The organism is Neorhizobium huautlense (assembly GCF_030811685.1).
Lineage (GTDB): Bacteria > Pseudomonadota > Alphaproteobacteria > Rhizobiales > Rhizobiaceae > Neorhizobium > Neorhizobium huautlense_A.
Genome location: NZ_JAUSRF010000006.1, coordinates 52,131 through 78,350 on the forward strand (window position 1 = coordinate 52,131; position 26,220 = coordinate 78,350).

Annotated in this window: 17 protein-coding genes and 1 pseudogene; 10 read left to right on the forward strand and 8 right to left on the reverse strand. The window is 60.5% G+C overall.

The features are described 5' to 3' along the window. On the forward strand, nucleotides 1–1,458 hold the full coding sequence (locus J2T09_RS10355) for a cobyric acid synthase (protein ID WP_306833987.1): 1,458 nt from the start codon (nucleotides 1–3) through the stop codon (nucleotides 1,456–1,458). Here J2T09_RS10355 and cbiB read toward each other — a convergent pair. Continuing rightward, entirely contained in the window at nucleotides 1,442–2,419 is a 978-nt protein-coding gene (gene cbiB / locus J2T09_RS10360; RefSeq protein ID WP_306833989.1) for an adenosylcobinamide-phosphate synthase CbiB, read from the reverse strand. The genes J2T09_RS10355 and cbiB overlap by 17 nt on opposite strands. On the opposite strand from cbiB, the gene cobD reads away from it, so the two are divergent. From cobD to J2T09_RS10380, 4 genes are all read left to right on the forward strand, one after another. Continuing rightward, nucleotides 2,418–3,476, forward strand: a complete 1,059-nt coding sequence (cobD, locus tag J2T09_RS10365) for a threonine-phosphate decarboxylase CobD (RefSeq protein ID WP_306833991.1) — start codon at nucleotides 2,418–2,420, stop codon at nucleotides 3,474–3,476. The two genes, cbiB and cobD, sit on opposite strands and share 2 nt — an antisense overlap. 45 nt (nucleotides 3,477–3,521) lie before the next feature. After that, on the forward strand, nucleotides 3,522–4,952 hold the full coding sequence (locus J2T09_RS10370) for a M20 family metallopeptidase (protein ID WP_306833993.1): 1,431 nt from the start codon (nucleotides 3,522–3,524) through the stop codon (nucleotides 4,950–4,952). A gap of 95 nt (nucleotides 4,953–5,047) precedes the next feature. Then, nucleotides 5,048–6,508: a cardiolipin synthase gene (cls, locus tag J2T09_RS10375; RefSeq protein WP_306833995.1), complete on the forward strand. Its 1,461-nt coding sequence runs from the start codon at nucleotides 5,048–5,050 to the stop codon at nucleotides 6,506–6,508. Nucleotides 6,509–6,596: 88 nt separating this feature from the next. Next, a complete protein-coding gene (locus tag J2T09_RS10380; protein ID WP_306833997.1) occupies nucleotides 6,597–7,439 on the forward strand; it encodes an endonuclease/exonuclease/phosphatase family protein in 843 nt (280 codons plus the stop codon). On the opposite strand, the gene J2T09_RS10385 is transcribed toward J2T09_RS10380, so the two are convergent. Continuing rightward, on the reverse strand, nucleotides 7,419–8,528 hold the full coding sequence (locus J2T09_RS10385; RefSeq protein ID WP_306833999.1) for an NAD(P)/FAD-dependent oxidoreductase: 1,110 nt from the start codon (nucleotides 8,526–8,528) through the stop codon (nucleotides 7,419–7,421). The two genes, J2T09_RS10380 and J2T09_RS10385, sit on opposite strands and share 21 nt — an antisense overlap. Before the next feature lie 205 nt (nucleotides 8,529–8,733). Between J2T09_RS10385 and J2T09_RS10390 the strand changes: the two genes are divergently transcribed. Both J2T09_RS10390 and J2T09_RS10395 read left to right on the forward strand, forming a co-directional pair. Further along, nucleotides 8,734–8,868 (forward strand): hypothetical protein, encoded by a 135-nt coding sequence (locus J2T09_RS10390; RefSeq protein ID WP_306834001.1) that lies wholly within the window; start codon nucleotides 8,734–8,736, stop codon nucleotides 8,866–8,868. A 458-nt stretch (nucleotides 8,869–9,326) separates the two neighbouring features. Further along, a pseudogene (locus tag J2T09_RS10395) lies at nucleotides 9,327–17,789 on the forward strand (GH36-type glycosyl hydrolase domain-containing protein); the annotation flags it as partial. A 1,080-nt stretch (nucleotides 17,790–18,869) separates the two neighbouring features. On the opposite strand, the gene J2T09_RS10400 reads toward J2T09_RS10395, so the two are convergent. Next, nucleotides 18,870–20,618, reverse strand: coding sequence for a glucan ABC transporter ATP-binding protein/ permease (locus J2T09_RS10400; protein WP_306834003.1), 1,749 nt, complete (start codon nucleotides 20,616–20,618; stop codon nucleotides 18,870–18,872). A gap of 232 nt (nucleotides 20,619–20,850) precedes the next feature. On the opposite strand from J2T09_RS10400, the gene J2T09_RS10405 reads away from it, so the two are divergent. Both J2T09_RS10405 and J2T09_RS10410 read left to right on the forward strand, forming a co-directional pair. Then, on the forward strand, nucleotides 20,851–21,006 hold the full coding sequence (locus J2T09_RS10405) for a DUF3309 family protein (RefSeq protein WP_306834004.1): 156 nt from the start codon (nucleotides 20,851–20,853) through the stop codon (nucleotides 21,004–21,006). A gap of 38 nt (nucleotides 21,007–21,044) precedes the next feature. Beyond that, nucleotides 21,045–21,299: a YMGG-like glycine zipper-containing protein gene (locus J2T09_RS10410; protein ID WP_132277485.1), complete on the forward strand. Its 255-nt coding sequence runs from the start codon at nucleotides 21,045–21,047 to the stop codon at nucleotides 21,297–21,299. A gap of 79 nt (nucleotides 21,300–21,378) precedes the next feature. Here the strand turns inward: J2T09_RS10410 and phbB are convergent, their stop codons facing one another. Beyond that, the gene (phbB, locus tag J2T09_RS10415) at nucleotides 21,379–22,104 is read right to left on the reverse strand and encodes an acetoacetyl-CoA reductase (RefSeq protein WP_306834009.1); all 726 of its coding nucleotides are present in this window, start codon (nucleotides 22,102–22,104) and stop codon (nucleotides 21,379–21,381) included. A 55-nt stretch (nucleotides 22,105–22,159) separates the two neighbouring features. Further along, on the reverse strand, nucleotides 22,160–23,341 hold the full coding sequence (locus J2T09_RS10420; RefSeq protein ID WP_306834011.1) for an acetyl-CoA C-acetyltransferase: 1,182 nt from the start codon (nucleotides 23,339–23,341) through the stop codon (nucleotides 22,160–22,162). Between the two features lie 245 nt (nucleotides 23,342–23,586). On the opposite strand from J2T09_RS10420, the gene phaR reads away from it, so the two are divergent. Further along, entirely contained in the window at nucleotides 23,587–24,171 is a 585-nt protein-coding gene (gene phaR, locus J2T09_RS10425; RefSeq protein WP_306834012.1) for a polyhydroxyalkanoate synthesis repressor PhaR, read from the forward strand. 90 nt (nucleotides 24,172–24,261) lie between these two features. Here the strand turns inward: phaR and rpmF are convergent, their stop codons facing one another. The 3 genes from rpmF to J2T09_RS10440 form a co-directional block, all read right to left on the reverse strand. Further along, on the reverse strand, nucleotides 24,262–24,447 hold the full coding sequence (rpmF, locus tag J2T09_RS10430) for a 50S ribosomal protein L32 (protein ID WP_112728869.1): 186 nt from the start codon (nucleotides 24,445–24,447) through the stop codon (nucleotides 24,262–24,264). A gap of 174 nt (nucleotides 24,448–24,621) precedes the next feature. Next, complete coding sequence (locus J2T09_RS10435; RefSeq protein ID WP_306834015.1) at nucleotides 24,622–25,281, reverse strand: glutathione S-transferase family protein; 660 nt, start codon at nucleotides 25,279–25,281, stop codon at nucleotides 24,622–24,624. Between the two features lie 74 nt (nucleotides 25,282–25,355). Beyond that, nucleotides 25,356–26,036, reverse strand: a complete 681-nt coding sequence (locus J2T09_RS10440) for a transglycosylase domain-containing protein (RefSeq protein ID WP_306834524.1) — start codon at nucleotides 26,034–26,036, stop codon at nucleotides 25,356–25,358. Between the last annotated feature and the right edge of the window lie 184 nt (nucleotides 26,037–26,220).

Below are 26,220 nucleotides of genomic sequence, written 5' to 3' on the forward strand. Positions count from 1 at the left end.
ATGACTGCGCGTGCGATCATGTTTCAGGGAACCGGGTCTGACGTCGGTAAGTCGCTGCTTGTCGCAGGGCTTGCGCGCGCGTTGACCAATCGCGGCTTGAAAGTGCAGCCGTTCAAGCCGCAAAACATGTCGAACAACGCGGCCGTCACGGCCGATGGCGGCGAGATCGGCCGCGCGCAGGCCCTGCAGGCGCGGGCAGCAAAAGTGCCGTTGTCGGTGCACATGAACCCGGTTCTCCTGAAGCCGCAAAGCGAGGTTGGCGCGCAGGTGGTGGTGCAGGGCCGCGTGCAGGGCAATGCGAAAGCGTCGGACTATCAGGGCATGAAGGCGGCGCTGATGGCGCGTGTCATGGAAAGTTTCGAGTTTCTGAAGGCTCAGGCGGATATTGTTCTGGTGGAAGGGGCGGGCAGCGCCTCGGAAGTCAATCTGCGCCGAAATGACATTGCCAATATGGGTTTTGCCCGCTTAGCCGATGTGCCGGTCATCCTGATCGGCGATATCGATCGTGGCGGCGTCATTGCCAGTATTGCCGGCACAAAATTGGTGCTGGAGGCGGAAGATGCGGCAATGATCCACGGTTTCATCGTCAACCGGTTTCGGGGGGATCCTACCCTGTTTGCCGATGGCATGGCGATGATCGAGGCGCATACCGGCTGGCAGCCGATCGGCCTCCTGCCGTTTTTTTCCGAAGCCCGCCGCCTGCCGGCCGAAGATGCACTGGCGCTGGATGCTGCGGCCATCGTTAAGAAGGGCGCAAAAATCCGCATCGCCGTGCCGGTCCTGCCGCATATTTCCAATTTCGACGATCTGGATCCGCTCGATGCAGAGCCGGATGTGGATGTCGTTCGCGTGCGTCCCGGCCAGACGCTGCCGGTTGATGCAGATCTCGTGCTTCTGCCCGGCTCGAAGGCGACCATTGCCGATCTCGCAGTCTTCAAGGCCGCCGGTTTCGATATCGATCTTGCCGCCCATGTGCGTCGCGGCGGTCATGTGCTGGGTCTCTGCGGCGGTTACCAGATGCTTGGCCGCACGGTGCGTGATCCCGATGGCATGGAGGGGGAGGCCGGCACGGTCGAAGGCCTTGGCCTGCTCGATGTCGAGACCACGCTTTCCAGTGAGAAACGGCTGGAAGCCGTGACCGGTACCAGCGCCGACGGTATTTCATTCGCCGGCTATGAAATGCACATTGGCCGAACCGTCGGACCGGATTGTCAGCATCCATTTTCCGACATCGGCGGTTCGCCGGATGGTGCGATTTCGAAAAGCGGCCGGGTGTTCGGCACTTATGTCCATGGCCTGTTTGCCGATGACTGCCAGCGCTCCGCATGGCTGCAGCGGCTGGGCGGCAAGGCTTCTGATATCGATTATGAAGCCGAAGTGGATGAGGTTCTGGATCGACTGGCGCAGCATATGGAAAAGCACCTCGATATCGAGGCGTTGCTCAGGCTCGCGCGATAAGCAGGCCCGTTAGCGCCAACAGGCCAAACAGGGCAATCATCAGGATATCGGCAAAACGTGCCAGTTTCAGCGCCTTGCGAATATCGGTCGGTGTCGCCTCACGACGCCCGCCGGCGCCCATGAAATGGTCGGGCACGAGAGTGCCGCCATAAACGCGCGGGCCCGCCAGTGCCAGACCGAGCGCGCCGGCCATTGCCGCTTCCGGCCAGCCGGCATTGGGTGAGCGGTGTTTTTTCGCATCGCGCCACACGGTTTTCCATGCGTCCTTAGCTGAAGCGCCGGGCACGAAAAAACATGAGAGAACGAACAGCAACGCCGTCAGCCGCGATGCCGGCAGGTTGATGAGGTCGTCGAAACGTGCTGCCGCCCAGCCAAAGGCTTCATGACGTTCGCTGCGATGGCCAATCATGCTGTCGGCGGTATTGGCCGCCTTGTAGGCCGCACCGCCCGCCAGTCCGCCAATGCCGAGCCACAGGGCCGGTGCGGTAATACCGTCGGAAAAATTTTCGGCAAGACTTTCGATCGCTGCCCGACAGACGGCCGGTTCGTCCAGCTGGTCCGGGTCACGCCCGACGATCATCGATACGGCCTTTCGTCCTGCTGTCAGCCCTTCGGCATCCAGTGCATTGGCGACGGCGAGAACATGGTCTTCGAGGCTTTTTTGCGCGGTCAGGCTGGAAGCGATCACCGCCAGAATGGCGAGTGCGAACAGCGAAGTGCCCAGCGCCCAGCTGATGCCGAGGGTGACAAAAACCACGCTGCCGAGAATGGAGACCAGCGCCACCACGCCCATCAGTTTCCGCCGCGCAAAACTCTGGCCAGCCCTATTCAGCTTACCGTCCAGCCAGCCGATCATCGTGCCGATCCAGATCACCGGATGGCCGATGGCCCTCACCAGCCATTGCGGATAACCGCAGAGCCGTTCAATAAGCAGGGAGAAAAAGGCGAGCGTAAAAAACATGCAGCGAAACGTTGAACCGGACCAGAAAATCGATCACGGCGGCAATCTTGCCGGGGCAAACGCCCGCTTTCCGCATGCGCCAAAACCCTGGATCGATCTTTCCACCGGTATCAATCCGCATGCCTACCCGCATTCGGATGTCACTTCCACCGCTTTCTGTCGCCTGCCGGAGCCAGCGGCCCTGTTCTCGCTGAAACGTGAAGCTGCCAGCCTCTATGGCGCGCCGTCAGCCGATCAGGTGGTAGCAGCACCGGGAACGCAGATCCTTTTGCCGCTGCTGATCGAGGCCGCTTTCGGGGGCAGCCTGCGGCCGGGCGCGAAAGCCGCCATCCTGTCGCCCACCTATGCGGAACATGCCCGCATGGCGCGGCTTGCCGGTTTCGACGTCGCAGAAACCGCCGATTTCGAAGAGCTTTTTGCCGCCGATTTCGCGCTGGTCGTCAATCCCAACAACCCGGATGGGCGGTTGATCGAACGGGCCGAACTTCTGCGGCTGGCCAGCCATATGGCGTCAAAAGGTGGCCTGCTGGTTGTCGATGAAGCTTTTATGGATGTAGTGCCGACCGGTCACAGCGTGGCGGGCGATATCAGCCCCGGCCTCGTGGTGCTGCGCTCGTTTGGAAAGTTTTACGGCCTTGCCGGGCTGCGCCTCGGTTTTGCACTGGCACCAGCCGAAGATGTCCAGCGTATCGAAGCGCGTCTCGGGCCGTGGGCGATTTCCGGGCCGGCCCTGCAGATTGCCGGGCAGGCACTGGCCGACCGGGAATGGCAGAATGCCATGCGGGAGACTTTGCAAGCCGATGCCGGGCGGCTCGATGATCTTCTCGTAAGTGCAGGTCTGAAAATCGTAGGTGGCACGTCGCTGTTCCGGCTCGTTACCCATTCCAACGCATCTGCCTTGTTCGAACAGCTCGGCGAGGCCGGTATTCTCGTGCGTTCCTTTGCAGAACGCCCGAAAACTCTGCGTTTCGGCCTGCCATCCGGTGAAGGCTGGGCGCGTCTCACAAATCTGTTGGCATCAAAATCATTTCAACGGTTGGCCGCAGCCGAACGGTAGGTTACGGTTTGGCTCCCTTATTATTTCCATCGCAGGTGACATCCCATGACGAGCAGCAGCAATCTCCCTCAGGTCTTCGACACGATCGAGAAGAAGAAGGAGATTTTTACCGAGCTCGCCGACCGTGTCTGGGAGACGCCTGAAACCTGCTACATGGAAACGCTGTCGGCCGCCGCACATCGTGAAATGCTGGAGGCGCAGGGTTTTGCCATCACCGACAATGTCGCCGGCATTCCGACGGCACTGATCGGCGAAGCGGGTGAGGGCGGCCCGGTCATCGCTTTCCTCGGTGAGTTCGATGCGTTGGCCGGCCTCAGCCAGAAGGCCGGAGAAATTTCGCACGAGCCGCTGGTCGCCGGTGCCAACGGTCATGGTTGCGGCCATAACCTGCTCGGCTCCGCCTCCATGCTCGCCGCCACCGCGCTGAAGGATTGGCTGGAAGCGACGGGCACGCCCGGTCGCGTGCGCTATTACGGTTGCCCGGCCGAAGAGGGTGGTGCGGCCAAGGCCTTCATGGTGCGCTCCGGTGCTTTCGAGGATGTCGATATCGCCATCAGCTGGCACCCCAGCAATTTTGCCGGCGTGCAGCGCGAAACCTCTCTGGCCAATTGCCGTATCGATTTTGTCTTCCACGGCCGCGCCGCGCACGCGTCTGCCGTTCCGGAACTCGGTCGTTCGGCGCTCGATGCCGTCGAACTGATGAATGTCGGCGTCAATTATCTGCGCGAACACATGCAGCAGGATTGCCGTATCCACTACGCCGTGCTCGATACCGGCGGCATCTCGCCCAATGTCGTTCAGGCCTATGCCAAGGTTCGTTATGTGGTGCGCGCGCCGGATCTTCCGGGCCTGCTGTCGCTGATCGAGCGCGTCAAGAAGGTGGCACAGGGTGCCGCCCTGATGACCGAAACCACCATGGAAAGCACCATTCTCGCCGGCGTTTCGAACCTGATGGTCAACACGCCGCTGATGGATGTGATGCAGGATATCTGGGACAGCGTCGGCACGCCTGACTTCGATGCCAGGGACATCGCCTTTGCTGAAAAAATCCGCGCCACACTGTCGCCGGAGGATATCGCCGCCAGCTGGCGTCAGGAAGAACTCGACGAGCGCGATATTCCGCTCGCCGATTTTGTTCTGCCCGCTCATACCCGCCTGAAGCAGATGGGCGGCTCTACCGATGTCGGTGATGTCAGCTGGGTCGTGCCGACGGTTCAGGCCTATGGCCCAACGCTTGCCATCGGCACACAGCTGCACACATGGCAGGTCGTGTCACAGGGTAAAAGCCCGCTGGCCCACAAGGGCATGGTGACCACCGCCAAGGTGATGGCCGCTACCGGTCTTGCCGCGCTCCAGAGCGAACAGCTGCGCGAGGCCGCATGGGCGGACCTCAAACGCCGCCAGAAAGGCATCGTCTATACCAGCCCGATCCCGGAAGGTGCCGAGCCGCCGGTTGCCGCGATGGCTTCGAAGTAAGCTGATAGACCGAAAAACTCTGTTGTGATCGGGCCGCGTGACGATGTCATGCGGCCCGCATTGCACGCCTCAATGCCGCGCCTATATTGGCCGGCATGCTTGAAACCTTTTACGCCTATTGGCCGCATATCTTCCTTGTCCTGTCGATCGTGATGGGCGTGCCGGCGGCCATCCATGCGACGATGACCAAGGAGGAAGTCCGCTCCGCCATCGGCTGGGTCGGCGTCATCATCCTGTCGCCCTTCATCGGCGCGCTGCTTTACCTGATCGCCGGCGTCAACCGCATCCGCCGCAATGTTCTCGGTTTCCAGCGGTCGCGCGTCCAGTATGGCGCATTTGCACATCTTGAGGCCTACGACGTGGCCTCGGAAACAGTGGCGACCAATTTTGGCCACCGCTTTCTTGCCATGAAGACGCTGGGTGACCGTGTTGCGCGTCACGCGTTTACGACCGGCAACACGATCGATGTCTTCGATACCGGCGACAGGGCCTATGGCGAAATGCTTGCTGCCATCACTTCAGCAAAACGCAGCATTCTCCTCGAAACCTACATTTTCGACCGCGACCGTATAGGCACGCGTTTCGCTGAAGCATTGATCCAGGCTGTCCGGCGCGGTGTCGAGGTGCGGGTGCTGATCGATGCCGTCGGTGCCCGTTATTCGGTGCCGAGCATTCTGGGCATGCTGCGTGATGGCGGCGTCCGGGTGGAAGTGTTCAACGGCAATGTCATCATGGGTCTGCGTCTGCCCTATGCCAATCTGCGCACCCACCGAAAGATCATCATCGTCGATGGCGCGCTCGCCTTCACCGGCGGCATGAATATCCGCGAGGGTTTTTCTGCAGAAATATCCGGCGACAAATGCGCCTTCGACACGCATTTCCGCGTCACCGGTCCTGTGGTGACCGATCTCTTTGCGATCGCTTCGGAAGACTGGCAGTTCGAATCCGGCGAGGTGCTGGATGGTGATGCCTGGCAGATCACCGAGCCGCAAAAACAGCCGGGCGAACCGGTTCTGCTGCGTGCCGTCGGCTCGGGCCCGGACCGCAGCAACGAAACCAATCACAAGATGCTGATGGGCGCGTTTTCGATCGCGCGCAAATCGATCCGCATCGTCTCACCCTATTTCCTGCCAGATCGCGAACTTATCACTGCGCTCATCACCGCCGCCCGCCGTGGTGTCACGGTCGATATCGTCGTGCCGGATGCCAACAACCTGACGCTGGTCGATCGCGCCATGACCGCCCAGTTCGACCAGATCCTGAAAAACTACTGCCGCATCTGGCGCGCCACCGGCCCCTTCAACCATTCCAAGCTGATGGCGATCGATGGTTGCTGGGCCTATGTCGGCTCGTCCAATCTCGACCCGCGCTCGCTGCGGCTGAATTTCGAGGTCGATCTCGAAGTGCTGGATCGCAATTTTGCCGAGGATCTGGAAAAACGCATCGACCGGACGATCGAGACCGCCTCCGCCGTCACGCTGGAGGGCCTGCGTAATCGGCCTTTCGTCGTGCGTCTGCTGGAAAGAATTCTCTGGCTCGGTTCGCCTTATCTTTGACTAACCCGGCCGTTAACCAAGCCGGCATTTAACGAAAATGGAACGCTCGGGCGGCTAGGGTATTTTATCAGTCAAAGGATTGCCAGCGATGACCAAACCCATGCGCAGCAAGCGTGACACGCTCCCGGCGAGCATTATCGCCTCCATTCGCAATCGCAAGAAACGCGATGCCGGCCCGCATCCGCATGATCCCGCCGAAGGCATGCTGGTCGCTTCCTACAATGTCCACAAATGTGTCGGTGTCGATGGTCGTTTTGATCCCGAGCGCACCAGCCACGTCATCCGCGAGATCGGTGCGGATGTGATGGCTTTGCAGGAGGCCGATACACGTTTTGGCGAACGCCGCGGTCTTCTCGACCTGCACTGGCTGGAACGCGAGACCGGGCTGACGCCGGTGCCTGTGTCGGGCGTGGCGCGTGCGCATGGCTGGCATGGCAATGTCGTTCTGTTCCGCGAAGGTCTGGTGCGCGACGTACATCAGGTGAAATTACCGGGGCTTGAACCACGCGGCTGCCTCGTCACCGAAATCGAATTCAACAATGGCGCGACATTGCGTGTCATCGCCGCTCATCTCGGCCTGTTGCATCGCTCCCGCCATCAGCAGACAAAGATGATCCTGGAAATCATGGGCGCGCGCTCCGACCAGCCGACCGTGCTGCTTGGTGATCTCAACGAATGGCGCCTTGGCGATCGTTCGTCCCTGCACGGATTGTCGAGCGTTTTTGGCGGCACGCCGAAGGCGGTTCCCAGCTTCCCGTCGCGTCTGCCGGTTCTGGCTCTTGACCGTATCATGAGCAACCGTGCCGGCCTGATCGACCGCGTGCATGTGCATGACAGCGCGCTTGCCCGCATCGCCTCGGATCATTTGCCGATCAAGGCCGTGGTGCGCCAGAAGAGGGCGTCTTCGCTCTCATCCGTCGCCGAGGCGTGAGCGTATCTCTGAGGCTATCGCCAAGGACGATGTCAGGCCGGGGCTTTCGATCCCGAACAGGTTGACCAGTCCCGCAATGCCATGCACTTCCGGCCCGTCGATGCGGAAATCCGCGGCCGGTGCACCTGGATCGCCGATCTTTGGTCTGATCCCCGAATAACCCGGAACCAGCGCATTGTCCGGCATGTCAGGCCAGTAACGCCGTACGGCTTCGGCAAACCCGTCCGAGCGGTGCGGGTCGACCGCGTAGTCGATATTTTTCACCCATTCCACATCCGGCCCAAACCGGGCCTGTCCGCCCATGTCGAGCGTCAGATGCACGCCCAGCCCATGCGCATGCGGCGCGGGGTAGATCAGCCGGGAAAACGGCGCGCGACCGGTCAGCATGAAATAATTGCCCTTGGCGTAACGGGTTTCCGGCACGAGATCGGGCGAAAGCCCGTGGATCCGCCGGGCGATCTGTGACGCGTGCAGACCACCGGCATTGACCAGCATCCGGCAGGTCAGCGACATCGGCTCCGCCCCGCCGACAAAAACGGTAAATCCGCCGCCCGTCACCTCCGCCCGCTCGAACGGTGACAGAAGCGCGATCGCCGCACCATGATCTTCCGCATCGCCGCGCAGCGCCAACATGTAACCATGGCTGTCGATGATTCCGGTGGACGGTGAAACCAGTGCCGCCACGCAGGAAAGCGAAGGTTCCAGCCGTCGCGCCTCTGTGCCGGAAATCATCGTCAGGTCGTCACAGCCATTGGCCTCGCCCTTGGTTCGCAACCCCTCGATGACACCAGTTTCGTCGTCGGTCGTTGCCACGATCAGCTTGCCGCAGCGCCGATGCGCCACGCCATGGCTTTTGCAATAATCGTAGAGTTGATGTCGTCCTTCGACGCAGAATTTCGCCTTCAGGCTGCCTTGCGGATAATAGAGCCCAGCATGAATGACCTCGCTGTTGCGCGAGGATATCCCGGTCCCGATCGCGTCCGTGCTTTCCAGAAGGATTACGGAGAGGCCCGTCATCGCCAGTTCACGCGCCGTCGCCAGTCCGATCACGCCTGCCCCGATCACGATCGCATCGATATCCGCGCTCATTTTCCCACCTCTCCGATTTTTACAGTTTTTTTACACACTGTGAGGCCGTAGCAAAATCCTCTTGGAAAGTTCGAAATCCGGCTCAGACGAAAAAGGATTTTCTAAGGCAGGCCGGGGTACGCGCAAGTTTATCTCTATCGAACTGGTAGAGTTAAGGTAGGATGGTGTCTGCTCGATCATGAGCATTTTACGGCTGGAGGATAACATGCGGCATCTCGATACACATGCGCCCCGGCATCTTTCTGGACGTTCCGGCAAATGGCAGTTCGCCCTGCATGCCGTGCTTGTCACGGCCGCGTTCGCCTTTGTCTGCGGCGTCACGCTCGGGCTTTTCCCGTAGCGGCAAAGCCATCATCGGTTTGAAGAAAAACACCTTCCGCGCCATGCACGGAAGGTGTTTTTTCGTCAGGCTAACAGTTCTCCCATCTGTTCCATTCCAGTATTTTCTGCTTTTCGGGATGTCGAAACGGGATTTGCCATCCCGACAAGGGCAGCTTGCCTTCCGTCGGTCATGAAAGCTTCACAATAGGTGTTCCAAGCGGCTGATTACGTTCAGGTTTCATTCAGGCCGGCGGCTCTAGACCGGTCAATCCTTATTATCCTGGAGGAACATGTGGGCCGTTGCTGTCTTTCGATTTGCCATATCGCTCTTGCCCCCTATCTCCTCTGTGCCCGCAAGCTTCGTTCGGACGGTGTTCGGATGATGTCTGAAGCAAAATAAAAGGTGGGGCCGCCGGGCCCGTTTGATCCGGCAGAGCGCCATCCCTACGACGACATTCCTCTTTCAGAAGCCGAGACATGTCCTTTCATAATACGCCGACCGCCCCTCGCGAAACCGACACAAGACAGATCGACCATAACGAGGCGATCCGCTCTACCTATCTGACGATAGAGGAGCTGCGCGAATGCGGGGAAACGCTGGCGCGCGACGGAACGCAGACGCTGCCCGGCCTGATGGAGTTCTCCTTCCGCGAGCGTCATCGCGAAAACGAAGCGGAAATTCTGAAGGTCTACCGCACCACGGCGAAGGATGTGGATGCCGGCGCGACGATCACGCCGGCCGCAGAATGGCTGATCGACAACCACTACATCGTCGAGGAAGCCATTCAGGAAGTGCGCCGCGACTTCCCGAAGAAATTTTATGCGCAGCTGCCGACGATGAAGGTCGGCGGCATGGAGTTGCCGCGCGTGCTGGTCATGGCATGGCTTTATGTCGGCCACACCCACAGCACGGTATCGCGCGAAAAACTGACGGCGATCACCGAAGGTTTCCAGGTCCATCAGCCGCTGCAGATCGGCGAACTTTGGGCGCTTCCGTCCTTCCTGCGTTTCGTGCTGGTGGAAAATGCCCGCCGTATCGCGGTGCGTGTCGCCCGCTCGCGCAGCATGCGCCTCAAGGCCAATGAGGCCGCCGACGAGGTCATCCGCCTCAACGATCCGGCCGCTAGCGCCGAACTTTTGAAGCGTCTCGAGCCGCTCACCGACGACAACACGTTCAACACCCAGTTTCTCTACCGTCTGCGCAATGCGCCGCAGAGCCAGAATGTTGCGCTCGAATGGCTGGAAGAGCGCATGCGCCGCGCCGGCACCGACGCCGAAGACGTGATGATGGCGGAACATAACCGCCTGTCGTCCGGCAATGTCACGATGGGCAATATCATCAAGAGCCTGCGTGAGATCGACGATACCGAATGGAGCGTCTGGTTCGAGGAAGTCTGCCTCGTCGACCAGGTCTTTCGTGAGCAGAGCGATTACCAGGTTCTCGATTTCGGTTCGCGCAACTCCTACCGAAACCGCGTCGAAAAGCTTGCCCGCCGCACCAAGAAGTCGGAAATCGATGTCGCCAAGGCGGCCATCCAGCTGGCCGAGGACGCTGCCAACACACCGGAGGCCGATCCGCACAAGGCCAATGTCGGCGCCTTCCTTGTCGGCCTTTACCAGCAGGAACTCGAAAAGGCGATCGGTTACAAGCGCGGCCCTTGGGCGTCTTTCCTTACCAGGGTTCAGGGCATGCGCTGGCTCTCCGTGGCCGGCCCGATCCTGCTCTTGACCGCGCTGGTTCTCGGCATTGTCGGTTATTTTCTTGGCAGCGCCGGCATGTCCTGGCCGGTCATCCTGCTTTTCCTTCTCATGTTCGCGCTGCCCGCATCGGAAGGTGCAACCGGCCTCTTCAACACGTTGGTCACCTATGTGGTGAAGCCGGCGCGTCTGGTCGGTTACGAATTCAAGGCCGGTGTGCCGGAAGAAGCCCGCACGCTCGTCGTCGTGCCGTGCCTCATCAACAACCGCGATACGGTCGATGAACTCGTCCGCAATCTGGAAGTCCATTACCTCGCCAACCCGCGCGGCGAAGTCTATTTCGCGCTGTTGAGCGACTGGCGTGACGCCCAGGTCGAAGAGACCGAGGCCGATCACGAGGTTCTCGAATACGCCAAGCGCGAGGTCGCCAATCTTGCCGCCCGTTATGCCTATGACGGCGGCACGCGTTTCTTCCTGCTGCACCGCCGCCGCCTCTACAATCCTTCGGAAGGCGCGTGGATGGGCTGGGAGCGCAAGCGCGGCAAGCTGCATGAACTCAACATGCTGCTGCGCGGCGACAAGGACACCACCTATATGGCCGGCGCCAATACCGTGCCGGAAAACGTCCAGTACGTCATGACGCTCGATGCCGATACGCGCTTGATGCGCGATGCCGTCACAAAGCTGGTCGGCAAGGCGCATCACCCGATGAACCGTCCGGTTCACGATCCGCGCACCGGCCGTGTCGTGCGGGGTTACGGCCTGCTGCAGCCGCGCGTCACCCCATCTTTGACCACTGGCAAGGATGCCTCGGTCTTCCAGCGCATCTATTCCGCCAGCCGCGGTGTCGATCCTTACGTCTTCACCGTTTCCGACGTCTATCAGGATCTCACCGGCGAAGGTTCCTTCACCGGCAAGGGCCTTTACCACGTCGATGCCTTCGAACACGCGCTGCGTGGCCGTATCGAGGAAAACACCGTTCTCAGCCACGACCTTCTCGAAGGCTCGTTCACGCGCTGCGCCCTTGTGACCGATGTCGAGCTGGTCGAGGATTTCCCGACCCGTTACGAGGTCGAAGTTTCGCGCCAGCATCGCTGGGCGCGAGGCGACTGGCAGCTTCTGCCTTACATCATGGATCCGATGCGCGGCGTCACCGCGCTCGGCCGCTGGAAGATGATCGACAACCTGCGTCGTTCGCTCACCCCGATCGCCTGGTTCTTCGCCTCCGTCCTCGGTTGGTATTTCATGTCGCCGCTCGGCGCGCTGATCTGGCAAATCCTCCTGATCTTCATGCTGTTCGTGGCACCTACTCTGTCGCTCATCCGCGGCATCGTGCCGGGCTCGACCGATATCGTGCCGCGCGCGCATTTCCACTCGCTATGGACCGATGTGCGCGACGCCAATGCGCAGGTCGCGCTGCGGATCGTCTTTATTGCCGACTCCGCCTGCATGATGACGGATGCCATAGTGCGTTCGCTCTATCGCCTGTTCGTCAGCCGTAAGATGATGCTGGAATGGCGCACGGCTGCCTCCATTCAGGGTTCTGCCCAGGGTAGCCCGGCCGATTATTATCGGCAGATGTGGCACGCCCCGGTCGTGGCGCTGCTGGCCCTGTTCCTCGCGGCCCTTCCGGAAGACAATGCCTTCCTCATCGGTCTGCCTTTCGTCATCCTCTGGGTTCTGTCGCCGCTCGTCGCATGGTATGTCAGCCAGTCGGCCGAAACCGAAGATCAGCTCTTCGTTCCCGAGCCGGTGGCGGTCGAGCTGCGCAAGGTCTCGCGCCGCACCTGGCGTTATTACGAGACCTTCGTCACGCAGGAGCAGCATTTCCTGCCGCCGGACAATTTCCAGGAGCGCCCTGAACCGATCATTGCGGCGCGCACCTCGCCCACCAATATCGGCGTTTATCTCCTCTCCACCGTGTCCGCCCGCCATTTCGGCTGGATCAGTTTTTCCGAGACCGTCGAGCGTATCGAAAACACGCTGGCGACCGTCGAGAAGATGGACAAGTATCGCGGCCACCTGTTCAACTGGTATTACACCGATACGCTGAAGACGCTCGGCGCCCGTTACGTTTCGACGGTCGACAGCGGCAACCTTGCCGGTCACCTGATCGCCATTTCCTCGGCCTGCCGCGAATGGGCGGAAGCACCGTCCGCGCATCTTCAGGGCAATCTCGATGGTATCGGCGATGTCGCCGGAATCCTGAGCGAAAACCTGAAGGCCCTGCCGGACGATCGCAAGACCGTGCGTCCGTTGCGCCGCCGTCTGGAAGAGCGTATCGCCGGTTTTGCCAATGCGCTTGCCGCCGTCAAACGCGAACACGAATTCGCCTCCATCCGCATCATCAACCTCTCGGTTCTGGCGCGTGACATCCAGAAGCTCGCCGTCAATCTCGATCACGAGGTCGGATCTGCGCAGTCGGTCGAATTGGTCAACTGGACCGACTATCTGGTCGCCGCCTGCGAAGCCCATATCGCCGATACCACCTTCGATCATTCGACGCTGGAACTGATGCGCAAGCGTCTGGCCGTGCTGCGTGACAAGGCGCGCTCGCTTGCCTTCGCGATGGATTTCACCTTCCTCTACAACAAGGACCGTCGCCTCCTGTCGATCGGTTATCGTCACGAGGAAAATGAACTCGACGAGGCCTGCTACGACCTTCTGGCATCGGAATGCCGCCTCACCAGCCTGTTCGCCATCGCCAAGGGCGACCTGCCGACCGAACACTGGTATCGCCTCGGCCGTCAGGTCGTGCCGATCGGTTCGCGCGGCGCACTGATCTCCTGGTCGGGTTCGATGTTCGAATACCTGATGCCGCCTCTGGTCATGCAGGAGCGTCAGGGTGGCATTCTCAACCAGACCAACAATCTGATCGTTCTCGAACAGATGAACCACGGCCGCCGTCTGGGTATTCCGTGGGGCATTTCGGAAGCGGCCTTCAACGCCCGCGACCATCAGCTGAACTACCAGTACACCAATTTTGGCGTGCCTTCGCTTGGTCTCAAGCGTGGTCTTGGCCAGAACGCCGTCATCGCACCTTATGCCTCGATCCTCGCCAGCCAGTATGCCCCGCATGCGGCACTGGAAAACCTTGAAAAGCTTAAGGCCGTCGGCGCGCTCGGCAAATACGGTTTCCACGATGCCGTCGACTTCACTCCGACCCGCGTGCCGGAAGGCAAGCGTTGTGCGGTGGTCTACAACTATTATGCCCACCACCATGGCATGTCGATTGCGGCGATTGCCAACGTCGTCTTCAACGGTCGCCTGCGTGAGCTCTTCCACGCCGATCCGGTGATCGAAGCCGCTGAGCTTCTGCTGCAGGAAAAGGCGCCGCGCGAAGTGCCTGTCATGAGCGCCAAGCACGAGGAAACCCCCGGCAGCGGCCAGGGCGAACTGTTGCGCTCGGAAATCCGCACCATCAACGATCCGGCCGCTCAGGATCGCCAGCTGGTGTTCCTCTCCAACGGTCATTATTCGACCATGCTCACCTCCACCGGCACCGGTTACGCCACCTGGAACGGCCTGTCCGTTTCCCGCTGGAAGCCGGATCCGACCGAGGATCGCTGGGGCCAGTTCATCTTCCTGCGTGACACCGCCACCAATCAGTGGTGGTCGACGACGGCGGAACCGCGCCGTATCGAAGGCGAGGAAACAAAGGCCGTCTTCGGAGACGAAAAGGCCGAATTCCACAAGACGGTCGGCACGCTGACCAGCACCGTTGAATGCATTGTCGCCACCGAGCACGATGCCGAAGGCCGCCGCCTGACGCTGCTCAATACCGGCACCGAAGACCGTTATATCGAGGTCACGTCCTACCTCGAACCGGTCATCGCTCACGACAATGACGACAGCGCCCATCCGGTGTTTTCGCGCATGTTCGTGAAGACCGAGATCGGCCGTCGTGGCGACGTCATCCGCGCGACGCGCAACAAGCGCACCTCGGGCGATGCCTCCATGTGGGTGGCGCATCTTGCCGCCGACAATGCCGGTTCGTCGCGCCCGACCGAATTCGAAACCGATCGCCGCCGTTTCCTTGGCCGTGGCCGCTCGCTGTCGGAAGCCGCCGCCTTCGATCAGGATGCGACGCTTTCTGGCACAGACGGTTTCACGCTCGATCCGATCATGTCGCTGCGCCGCGTCGTGCGCGTTCCTGCCGGCAAGAAGGCGACGGTGATCTTCTGGACTATCGCCGCCCCGATCCGCGAAGAACTCGATGTCGCCATCGAACGCTATCGCCACGCCGATGCCTTCGGTCACGAACTGACGCAGGCCTGGACCCGCGTTCAGGTGCAGATGCGCCATATCGGCATCAACTCGCAGCAGGCCGCAGCCTTCCAGCAGATCGGCCGTTACCTTGTCTATCCGGACATGAACCTGCGCGCCGATGCCGCCACGCTGGAAACCGGCCTTGGCCGTCAGTCCATGCTGTGGGCACAGTCGATCTCGGGCGACTATCCGATCCTGACGCTGCGCATCAATGACGAAATGGACATGGATGTCGCCAAGGAAGCATTTTCCGCCCAGGAATATCTGCGCTCCCGTGGTGTCACGCTCGATCTTGTCATCGTCAACGAAAAGCCTGCCTCCTACGCGCAGGACATGCAGCACGCGATCGACCAGCTCAGCGAAAACATCCGCAAGCTCGGCCAGACCGAAGGTGCCCGCGAACACGTCTTCTCGCTGCGCCGCGACCTGATGGACGAAGAGACATGGGCGGCTCTCATCGCTGCCTCCCGCGTCGTCCTTCATGCCCGCAACGGCAAGATCATCGATCAGGTCACCCGTGCTGCCGCCCTTGCGCCGGCATCTGTGGAGGTCAATCGCCAGGCACTGTTGTCTGCCGAAAACTTTGCCGCACCCGTCGGTGGCGAAGCGCCTGCCGATCTCGACTTCTGGAACGGTTTTGGCGGTTTTTCCAAGGACGGTTCGGAATATGTCACGCGTATCAACGGCGGTGGCTCGACGCCGCAGCCGTGGATCAACGTCATCTCCAACGAGAATTTTGGTTTCCACGTTTCGGCGGAAGGCGCCGGTTACACCTGGAGCCAGAACTCGCGTGACTATCAGCTGACGTCATGGACCAATGACATGGTCGTCAACCGCCCGGGCGAAGGTTTTTACCTCACCGACCTCGATAGCGGCATGATGCACACGCCGTTCGCGGCCCTGTCACGCCGCCCGGCCACGAAGTTCGAAACCCGCCACGGCCTCGGTTACTCGGTGTTTTCCGCCGATGACGAAAGCCTGAAGCTCGAACTCACCCAGACGGTAGACCGCACGCGTCCGATCAAACTGTCATCGATGAAGATCCGCAATAGCGGTTCGGAAACCCGTCGTCTGCGTGTCTACGGTTATGTTGAATGGGTGCTGGGCCAGAACCCTAAGCGCACCGCACCGTTCATCCTGTCGGGTCGTGACGAGGAAAGCGGCGCGATCTTTGCCACCAACCGGTTCAGCAACGATTTCCAGCGCACGGCCTTCTTCGTCTCCAGCGAACAGCCGTCCGGTTTCACCACCAGCCGCCGCGAATTTGTCGGTCGTCATGGTTCGGTGGCTCTGCCTTCGGCCGTTGTTGCCGGTGCGGCGCTCAGCAGCGCCATGGAACTCGATGGCGATCCGTGTGCGGCTCTCGCATGGGATGTCGAAATCGCGCCGGGTGAAGAAAGGACCATCACCTACGCGCTCGGCGATGCCGCCACCCGTGAGGAAGCGCAGGCCTATGCGTCCGGCATCCGCTCGGAAAGCTTTGCCGGCATTCTCGCCGCCACTCGTGGCTTCTGGCAGGAGTTCACCGGCCGCCTGAAAATCTCGACGCCGGACAAGGCGTTGAACAACATGGTCAATCACTGGCTGCCCTATCAGGCGCTGGGATGCCGGATCATGGCGCGTTCGGCCTTCTACCAGTCGAGCGGCGCTTACGGCTTCCGCGACCAGTTGCAGGATACGCTGGCTTTCCTCATTCACGAGCCGGCCTTGGCGCGCCGCCAGATCATCAATGCCGCCTCGCGCCAGTTCAGGGAAGGCGACGTGCAGCATTGGTGGCTTCCGGCCACCGGCGCCGGCGTGCGCACCAATATTGCCGATGACGTGGTCTGGCTCGCTTACGCCGCCAACCAGTATATCGTCGCCACCGGCGACAAGACCCTGCTCGACGAGGAACTGCCTTTCCTCACCGGTCAGGCATTGGCCGATGGACAGCATGATGCTTTCTTCCAGCCGGGCACCTCGGAGGACACGGCCAGTCTCTACGAACACGCGGCCATCGCGCTCGATCTCGCCATTGAGCGCACCGGCTCCAACGGCCTGCCGCTGATCCTTGGTGGTGACTGGAACGATGGCATGAACCGCGTCGGCTCCGGTGGCAAGGGGACCAGTGTCTGGCTCGGCTGGTTCCTCGCCAGCGCGCTGCGCAGTTTCACTCCGATCGCTGAAGAGCGGGGTGACAAGGCGCGTGCAAAACGCTGGACGACGCATCTCGTTTCGCTGAAGCAGGCGCTGGAAACGGCCGGCTGGGACGGTGCCTATTATCGTCGCGGTTATTTCGACGATGGTAGTCCGCTCGGTTCGTCGGAAAACCTTGAATGCAGCATCGACAGTCTCGGTCAGTCCTGGAGCGTGCTGTCGGGCGAGGGCGATCCGGAACGTGCAAGCCAAGGCATGGATGCGGTCATCGAAAAGCTGATCGACGAACAGGCCGGCATCATCCGTCTGTTCACGCCGGCCTTTGCCAACACGCCGCAGGATCCGGGTTACATCAAATCCTATCCGCCGGGCGTTCGCGAAAACGGTGGCCAGTACACCCACGCGGCCATCTGGGTGGTGCTGGCGCTGGCAGCGCAGGGCCGCAATGAGGATGCCTGGAAAGCCTTCCAGATCCTCAACCCGGTCAACCACGCGCTGACACCAGATGCGGCCGAACAGTACCGCGTCGAGCCTTATGTCATTGCGGCGGACGTCTATGGCGTCGGCGAACTGACGGGCCGTGGCGGCTGGACCTGGTATACCGGTTCGGCAGGCTGGCTCTACCGCGCCGCCATCGAAGGCATTCTGGGCATCAAGCGGGAGGGCGGTCGCCTTCAGGTCAATCCGGTCATCCCGGCCGAATGGGATGGTTTTGAGCTCGACCTGACGCTGCCGGAAGGCACGTTCAATGTTGCCGCCAGACGGGGTGCCGGTGGTGCGCTTGCCGTCACCGTCAATGATGCCGCACTCGATGCTGCGGGCGGTGCTGTTCTCGGCGGTGCGGCTTCGGTCACGCCGGTTGCGATTGCCGCCGCACCCGTGGTGGAAAAACCGGTGAAGGTTGCCGTTGCAAAGCCTGCGCGGGTTGCCAAGCCCAAGGCTGAAACGCCTGCCCCCGAAAAGTCGGCAACAGAAAAGCCGGCAGCCAAGCCAAGGGCACGCAAGAAGACAGAGGAGTGATCCTCTGGTTCTGCTGATGTGATCAGAACCCGCTCTCCGGTTGGAGGGCGGGTTTTTTGTTGGTTGCTGGGTGAATAAACGAGGAGCGGTGTGATCTGACGGGGTCTTCTCCCACAAGGGGAGAGATAACGCTGCGGCACCCTCGACGCCTACCTCTCCCCTTGCGGGAGAGGATAGCAAGTCTGCGAGAGGCGCAGCCGAGCGCTGAACGCGCTTTGTGAGGGGTAACCGCCACGCCCAAACACCCTGCGCCATTAACGACACTCGCGGCGCAAACAGAACAATTTTTAGCGGAGATCCGTTCTTCCTGAAAATATCTCCAAGCCAAATCAATCGTTTGTAAAATAGTTACGCTCGACTTCGTCCACCTTCCCAAAACCCATGCCTACAATTCTCCCGTTCCATCGTGGATACACCGGGAGGCGTCCCGGCGAGTTGGAGCCGGCGCTGGTGTTGGAGAAAAGACGTAAGTCTCCATCCTCAGGGTTCGCGGAAACTGGTTCTCCTCCGGCGACACGGGGGAGGTGTTGGGAGCGTCAAACCTCGCAATGCCTCTGAAGCCCGAAAGAAGCGCGCCGGGCGTGCCTGTGCGGCACACATGATCGCCGGTTCGTGAGCAATCACGGGCACGGCTTTCGCAGAGGAACCGAAGTCGCGGGCAAAAACCGCCGAAACGGGGCACGTCGTGCGCCATTATAAAATTAAATTAGGAGGCACAGGACGTGCCCCGGCCGCATAACCCGGACCAATGCCAGACAATGGCGCCGGGCAAAAATTGAAAAACCGAGATCGCCAAGGGAGGACTCTGCCTTGTCACAGTTCCGGCCAGCGAAAGCTCCCGCACACAAAAATGCCCGCCACAAAGGACGGGCATTGCAATCTCGGCTCAGGCAAATCTCACTCTGCTGCAGTCTTGGTGTCGTCCGTCAAAAGCCCGCTTGTCTTCAGCAGCGAGGCAAAACGTCCGCCCTTGTCGCTGAGTTCGTCGAACGTGCCCATTTCGGCGATACGGCCCTGTTCGAGGAAAATCACCTTGTCGGCGTCGCGCACGGTCGAAAGACGGTGGGCGATGATGAAGGTGGTGCGGTTTTCACGCAGCCGGTCGATCGCCACCTTCACCCTTGCCTCGGTTTCCACGTCGAGCGCGCTGGTCGCTTCGTCGAGCACAAGGATCGGCGCGTTCTTGAGGATGGCGCGGGCAATGGCGATGCGCTGGCGTTCGCCGCCGGAAAGCCGGTTGCCGCGCTCGCCGACGGAGGTGTCGAAACCGGTGAGGCGGGTCTGGATGAAATCGGCGGCAGCGGCGGCTTCGGCGGCCGCCAGCACTTCTTCTTCCGTCGCGCCATCGCGGCCCAGGCGGATGTTTTCGCTGATCGAACGATTGAGCAGTCCGGCATCCTGGAAAACCGTGGCGATCGAGTTGCGCAGCGATTTGCGGGTCACGGTCGAGATATCCGTGCCGTCGACAAAGATTTTTCCCGTATCCGGCTCGTAGACGCGTTGCAGGAGGTTCACCAGCGTCGTCTTGCCGGCACCGGTCGGCCCGACAATCGCAACGGTCTCGCCGGCATTGGCAACGAAGGAAACGTCATGCACGCCCTGCGAGGTGCCGCCGAAGGCAAAGTTGACATTGCGGAATTCCACCTTGCCACGTACCGCGGCCAATTCGGCGAGACCGGCCGGCTCTTCACGTTCCTCGACGGAATCCTCGAGCACGAAAAAGTCGTCCAGCTTGGCGCGTGCTTCGAAAATCTGCGTGGCGAACTGGCGCAGCAGGTCCAGGCGGCCGATCAGCAGGTTGGCGAAACCGATAAAGGCGATGACGTCGCCGATCTTGAGTTCGCCACGCTGCACCAGCATCGTGCCGATAACGAGGATGATACCCATCGAAACGGTCGAGGCGGTGCGGTTCAGAGCGCCGGCCAGTGCCCACCAGTCGAGAACCGGATACTGGGCGGCCAGCAGGTTCTTGGTGTAGTCGCGCAGCGCCCGCGTTTCCTGCTCGATGCGGTTATAGCTATGCACGACCGAAACGTTGCTGATCGAATCGCTGACGTGGGAAAAGACGTTGTGGTAATGGCTTTCCACGGAGGCCTGCCCCTCCTTGGTCCGCTTCATCACCATGCGGCCGATGAACCAGTAGACGATGCTGAGCGCAAAAAGCACGAGGCTGAGACGCCAGTCCATCGAAACGGCGGTCGGGATCAGCAGCAGAATGGCAACGGCGGTGGCCAGATGCGTGCGCATGAATTCCAGCCACAGGCCGAACAGGGTTTCGGCTGCGCGCAGAAGCGTGTGCAGGGCATTGGATGTGCCGCGCTTGTGGTGCCAGGACAGCGGCATGGAAATGATGCGGCCGAATGCTTCCGTCAGAAGTGTGGCGCGGCGGCCATGCGCCAGCCGGTCGGCCTCGCGCGACACGAGCACATAGGCGATGGTGTTGAACAGGCCAAAGCCCGCCCATGCCAGAAGGATCGGGGTCACTGAACTGTTGGAGGAGATCGCATCGAAAATCCGGCCGAACAGGATCGGCTCGATGATGGCCACGGCCGCCAGAACGACGTTGGCAATCACCACCATCGTCACCTTGAGCTTGTTGGCTCCAAGATATTTCAGTGCTCTCCAATAGATCTGCAGCAGGCTCAATGCGTCATCCTCTGATGATATTTCATGCTTTTTCTAGCTCAGGGAACCTGTATCGGTGCTGAACGTCGGCAGATAGCGCATATGCCGATCATGACCAGTCAAGGTACTGTTTTCGCCAGGATACGACAGCCGGCAGCATTCGTAACAACTGATTCGTTGTGGATGGAACAAAAATGACAGTCGCCACGTTGTCGCGGTCACGAAGCTAACCAATTCGTGTTGGAGAAGTGAAATGCTCGGTACAGTCTTGCTCGTCGTCCTTATCCTGCTCCTGATCGGCGCTCTGCCGAACTGGGGTCATAGCCGCAACTGGGGTTATGGTCCGTCTGGTGGTCTGGGCCTGGTTGTTCTGATCTTGATCATCCTGCTTCTGATGGGCAGGATTTAACAGGCGGGGGACCCCGCGTTTTAGGGAAGGAAGTCGTTATGAAAAAGATTGTGCTCGTCGCTGCCATGGTCGGCGCTCTCGCATCCTGCACCTCGACGGAAAAGGGCACCGCCATCGGCGCCGGTTCCGGCGCTCTGATCGGTGGCGCGGTCACCAACAGCTGGGGTGGTGCAGCCGTCGGCGCAGTTGCCGGTGGTCTGGTTGGTGCCGCGATCGGCGAGTCGCAGAAGCGTCAGGGCTACTGCATCTATCGTGACCGTTATGGCCGCACCTACGAAGCTCGTTGCCGCTAATCTGACGGCTTGAACGTCCTGAAAGCCGGCGTGGAGATGATAAATCTCCGCGCCGGTTTTCTTTTGCGTCGATGTCCAGTCAGGCGAAAAACTGCCCGCCATTGGCGCTGAAGGTTGAACCGGTGATGAAACCGGAATCGTCCGACGCCAGAAACACCACGCAGCGGGCGATCTCTTCCGGCGTGCCCAGCCGGCCGATCGGGATCTGCGGAATGATTTTTTCCGCAAGCACATCCGGTGGTATCGCCATCACCATTTCCGTACCGATGTAACCGGGGCAGATGGCATTGACGGTGATATTGCGGCTTGCACCTTCCTGCGCCAGCGCCTTGGTAAAGCCGAGATCACCGGCCTTGGCGGCGGAATAATTCACCTGTCCCGCCTGTCCGCGCTGGCCGTTGATCGAGGAAATACTGATCACTCGTCCGAAATTGCGCTGCCGCATGCCGGGCCACACCGGATGCGTCATGTTGAAAAGGCCGGTCAGGTTGGTGGCGATCACCGCGTTCCACATGTCGGGCGTCGTCTTGTGGAACATGGCATCGCGGGTAATGCCGGCATTGTTGACCAGCACCTCCACCGGTCCCAGCAGTGCCTCGACCTGCGCAATGCCCGCCACGCAGGCCTCGTAATCGCGCACATCCCAGCGAAACACCGGTATGCCGGTCTTGTCATGAAAGGCCGTCGCCCGCTCGACATTGCCGGCATAATTGGCGGCCACCCTGTAACCGGCCGCCTGCAATGCGATGGAAATCGCAGCGCCGATCCCGCGCGTGCCACCCGATACCAAGGCCACTCTGGTCATTCCCGGCGCCTCCCTTTCATGCCCCAGCCCTCAAGGAGTGGCAGATGGGCCTAAATCACATCGCTTCAAGACACATGGCAACACCCATCCCGCCGCCAATGCACAAGGTTGCCAGGCCCTTGGCGGCTTTGCGGCGCTTCATTTCGAACAGCAGCGTGTTGAGTACGCGCGCGCCCGAGGCGCCGATCGGGTGGCCGATGGCAATCGCTCCACCATTGACGTTGACGATGTCGGGATTCCAACCGAGGTCGCGATTGACGGCGCAGGCCTGGGCCGCAAAAGCCTCGTTGGCCTCCACGAGATCGAGATCCGCAACCGACCAGCCGGCCTTTGTGAGCGCCTTGCGCGAGGCCGGGATCGGTCCGGTGCCCATAAGCTGCGGATCGACGCCGGCGGTTGCCCAGGAGGCGATACGGGCGATCGGCGTCAGGCCACGGCGCACCGCTTCCGCCTCGGTCATCAGCAACACGGCGGCAGCACCGTCATTGATGCCGGAAGCATTGCCGGCCGTCACCGTGCCGTCCTTGTCGAAGGCCGGGCGCAATTTCGCAAGCCCGTCCAGCGTCGCGCCGATGCGGATATATTCGTCGCTGTCGATGGTCACATCGCCCTTTCGGGTCTTCAGCACGAAAGGCACGATCTCGTCGGTAAACCGGCCGGCCTTCTGTGCAGCCTCGGCCTTGTTCTGCGAAGCGACTGCAAACTGGTCCTGTTCGTCGCGCGAAAGCTGCCATTGGCGGGCGATATTCTCCGCCGTGATGCCCATATGATAACCGTAAAACGCATCCGTCAGGCCATCGCTGATCATGGTGTCGATCATTTTCATGTCACCCATCTTGGTGCCGCTGCGCAAATGCGCGCAATGCGGTGCCATCGACATGGATTCCTGACCCCCGGCAACAATGATCGCGGCATCGCCGGTGGCGATCTGTTGCATGCCGAGCGCCACGGCGCGCAAGCCCGAACCGCAGAGCTGGTTGACACCCCAGGCGGTTGTTTCCTGCGGTGTGCCAGCTTTCATCGCCGCTTGCCGCGCGGGGTTCTGGCCTTCGCCGGCGGCAAGAACCTGACCGAGGATGACCTCGTCGACTTCACCCGCATCCACGCCCGCCCGCTCCAGAACACCGCGAATGACCGTCGCCCCGAGTTCGTGTGCCGGAACGCTGGACAATGCGCCGTTAAAGGCGCCGACGGCTGTGCGTGCCGCTGACGCAATCACGATCGAAGGCAGTGTCATGAGATGTCTCCTCGGCTATCTGCATGGTTTTGTCTGAAACTGGCAAAGCTGATGCGGCAAGTCAAACTGCATTGCACCAAAGCGGGCTAATGGCCGGATTGCCAATATGCCTGCATTTTCCGCGCAGCATGCCTTCATCGCAGCGCACAAAAATCCGTTGTCACTGCAACCGGTTTGGGCGTAGTGTTCTCGCGGGAGAGGAAACCCGCATAACAGAACGATGTTAAGGGGACGAGGAGGAGAATATGGCGAAGAATGAAGGCCAAGTTGTCATCAAGAAATATGCCAACAGACGCCTCTATAACACGGGCACCAGCACCTATGTAACGCTGGAAGATCTCGCCAAGATGGTCAAGAAGGGTGAGGAATTCTCGGTTCAGGATGCCAAGACCGGCGAGGATATTACCCATTCGGTTCTGACGCAGATTATCTTCGAGCAGGAATCCAAGACCGGCAATACGCTTCTGCCGGTGTCCTTCCTGCGCCAGCTGATCACCTATTACGGGGATCAGATGCAGATGGTCGTGCCGACATTTCTCGAACATTCGATGAAGACATTTGCCGATCAGCAGACGCAGATGCGCGAACACATGACCCGCACATTCGGCGAAACACCGCTGACCAAAAACCTGCAGGCACCGATGCAGATGATGGAAGAGCAGGTGCGCCGCAATACGGAAATGTTCCGTCAGGCGGTGCAGATGTTCACACCCTTCACCGCCCAGGCAGAAGCGCCGCGCGAGCCACGCAAGCCGGCCGATGCCAGGGATATCGACGAACTGAAAGAACAGCTGCGCTCGCTGCAGACCCGTCTGGACAGCCTGACATGATCTGTCCGTGACAATTCACGAAGAATATTGACAACAAAAAAGCCCGGTCGCGAGACCGGGCTTTTTTGAATGACTTGCCGTCAGAAAAGCTTATGCGCTTTCCTTCGGGGTCAGAACCTGGCGACCACGGTACATGCCGGTCTTCAGGTCGATGTGGTGCGGACGGCGAAGTTCGCCGGAGTTCTTGTCCTCGACGAACGTCGGGGTTGCCAGCGCGTCGGTGGAGCGACGCATGCCGCGCTTGGACCGGCTAACTTTTCTCTTCGGTACTGCCATTTTAAGTACTCCAATTGACGTGCAGACTATAATCCCCGGCCGAGAAATCAGGCCGAATGGACGTGTCTGGAACTCGGAAATTGGGGCGGCTTATACATGCTGTATCGGCCTTTGACCAGTCCCCACAGCGATTTTCGAGTCGATTTTTGAGAATCGCCCGATCGGGACTTTGATTCAGGCCTCGTCCTCGGGAACGAACCAGCTTTCCGCCTTGGCCGCCGTTTCCCAGCTCTGCCATGCGGGCGTCGCCTTCATCGCATCCATATAGGCACGGGCGTCGTCGTCAACGGTAATGTCGAAAACATCAAAACGGTTGACGACGGGCGCATACATGGCGTCGGCAGCGGAAAAGGCGCCGAACAGGAAGGGCCCGCCGGAACGCTCGCGCATCTCCCGCCAGATCGTGGTGATGCGCTTCACGTCGTCCGCGACAGCCTTCGCCGTATCCGCGTTAAGATCGAGGGCGGCACGCGGGCGCCGCATGTTCATCGGGCAGGCGTTGCGCAGACCACGGAAGCCGGAGATCATCTCCATGGAAATGGCGCGCGCCATCGCCCGGTCGCCGGGATCTTCCGGCCAGAACTGTTTTTCCGGATAAAGCTCGGCAACATATTCGATGATCGCCAGCGATTCCCACACCCGCAGCCGGCCATGGTGCAGCGCCGGTACTTTCGAGGTCGGGGAGATTTCGGCAAAACGGGGATTGCCGGCCGGCATGTCGAAGGGGATCAGCACTTCCTCGAACGGCACATCAAAAGCCGTCAGCGCGATCCAGGGACGAAAGGACCAAGAGGAATAATTCTTGTTGGCGATATAAAGCGTCAGCGCGTCCATGCCCGGTGCTCCCCATTGATGATGGAGAGAACCTAACGAAAGGTCGTGAGCGTGACCAATGAAATCCTGAAACCCTATCTATAAAGGCAGGTGATATAATCGCCGGCACGCTGCGCGCGACGCTCGACCACGGAGGCAAGCCGCTGCATGCCACGGCCAGGTTTGCTGGCCACACGGATGATCGGGTTGGGCAGCGAAACTGCGAGGAGGGCGGCCTGACGCCGGCTTAGTTTCGATGCCGAGGTTTTGAAATGCCGCTGGGCGGCAGCGCCGGCACCATAGGTCTGCGGTCCCATCTCGGCGACGTTGAGATAGATTTCCATCATCCGCTCTTTCGACCAGATGAAATCCGCCCACATGGCAAGCGGCAGTTCCAGCCCCTTGCGCAGGAAGGAACGACCGTTCCACAGAAACAGGTTTTTCACCGTCTGCATGGGAATGGTGCTGGCGCCGCGGGTGGATGCGCCATCCAGCGCATCCTGAACGACGCCGCGCATCTGGTTCCAGTCCACCCCGCCATGGGCGCAGAACTGACCGTCTTCCGACATCATCACCGAGCGCACCAGTGTCGGCGAAATATCCTCAAAGGATGTCCACTGCCGGTCGTAACCGCGCAGCATCGCGAGATCGGCGATCATCAGGGTCGAGATCGGACGGATGAAGGGAATGGCGTAGAGGAGGACGAGAAAATAGGGAAGGATGAGAAACGCTGCGATGGCCAGCACCACGCGCCGGACAATCGGGTTTGAAAGCATCCGCCTGTGACGGGATCGCGCCACTGGCTGCTCCTCTTTTTTCCTATCGTGCTGTTCGACCGGGCTTATGTCCAAGATCGCACTCATTTGTCGCCTCTCGCCCGTTCTAGCGTTCAAACCGGTTAAAAACCAGCCGGCTCACCCGGTCATGCCCGTAAAACTGACTGTGATCGGAATATGACAT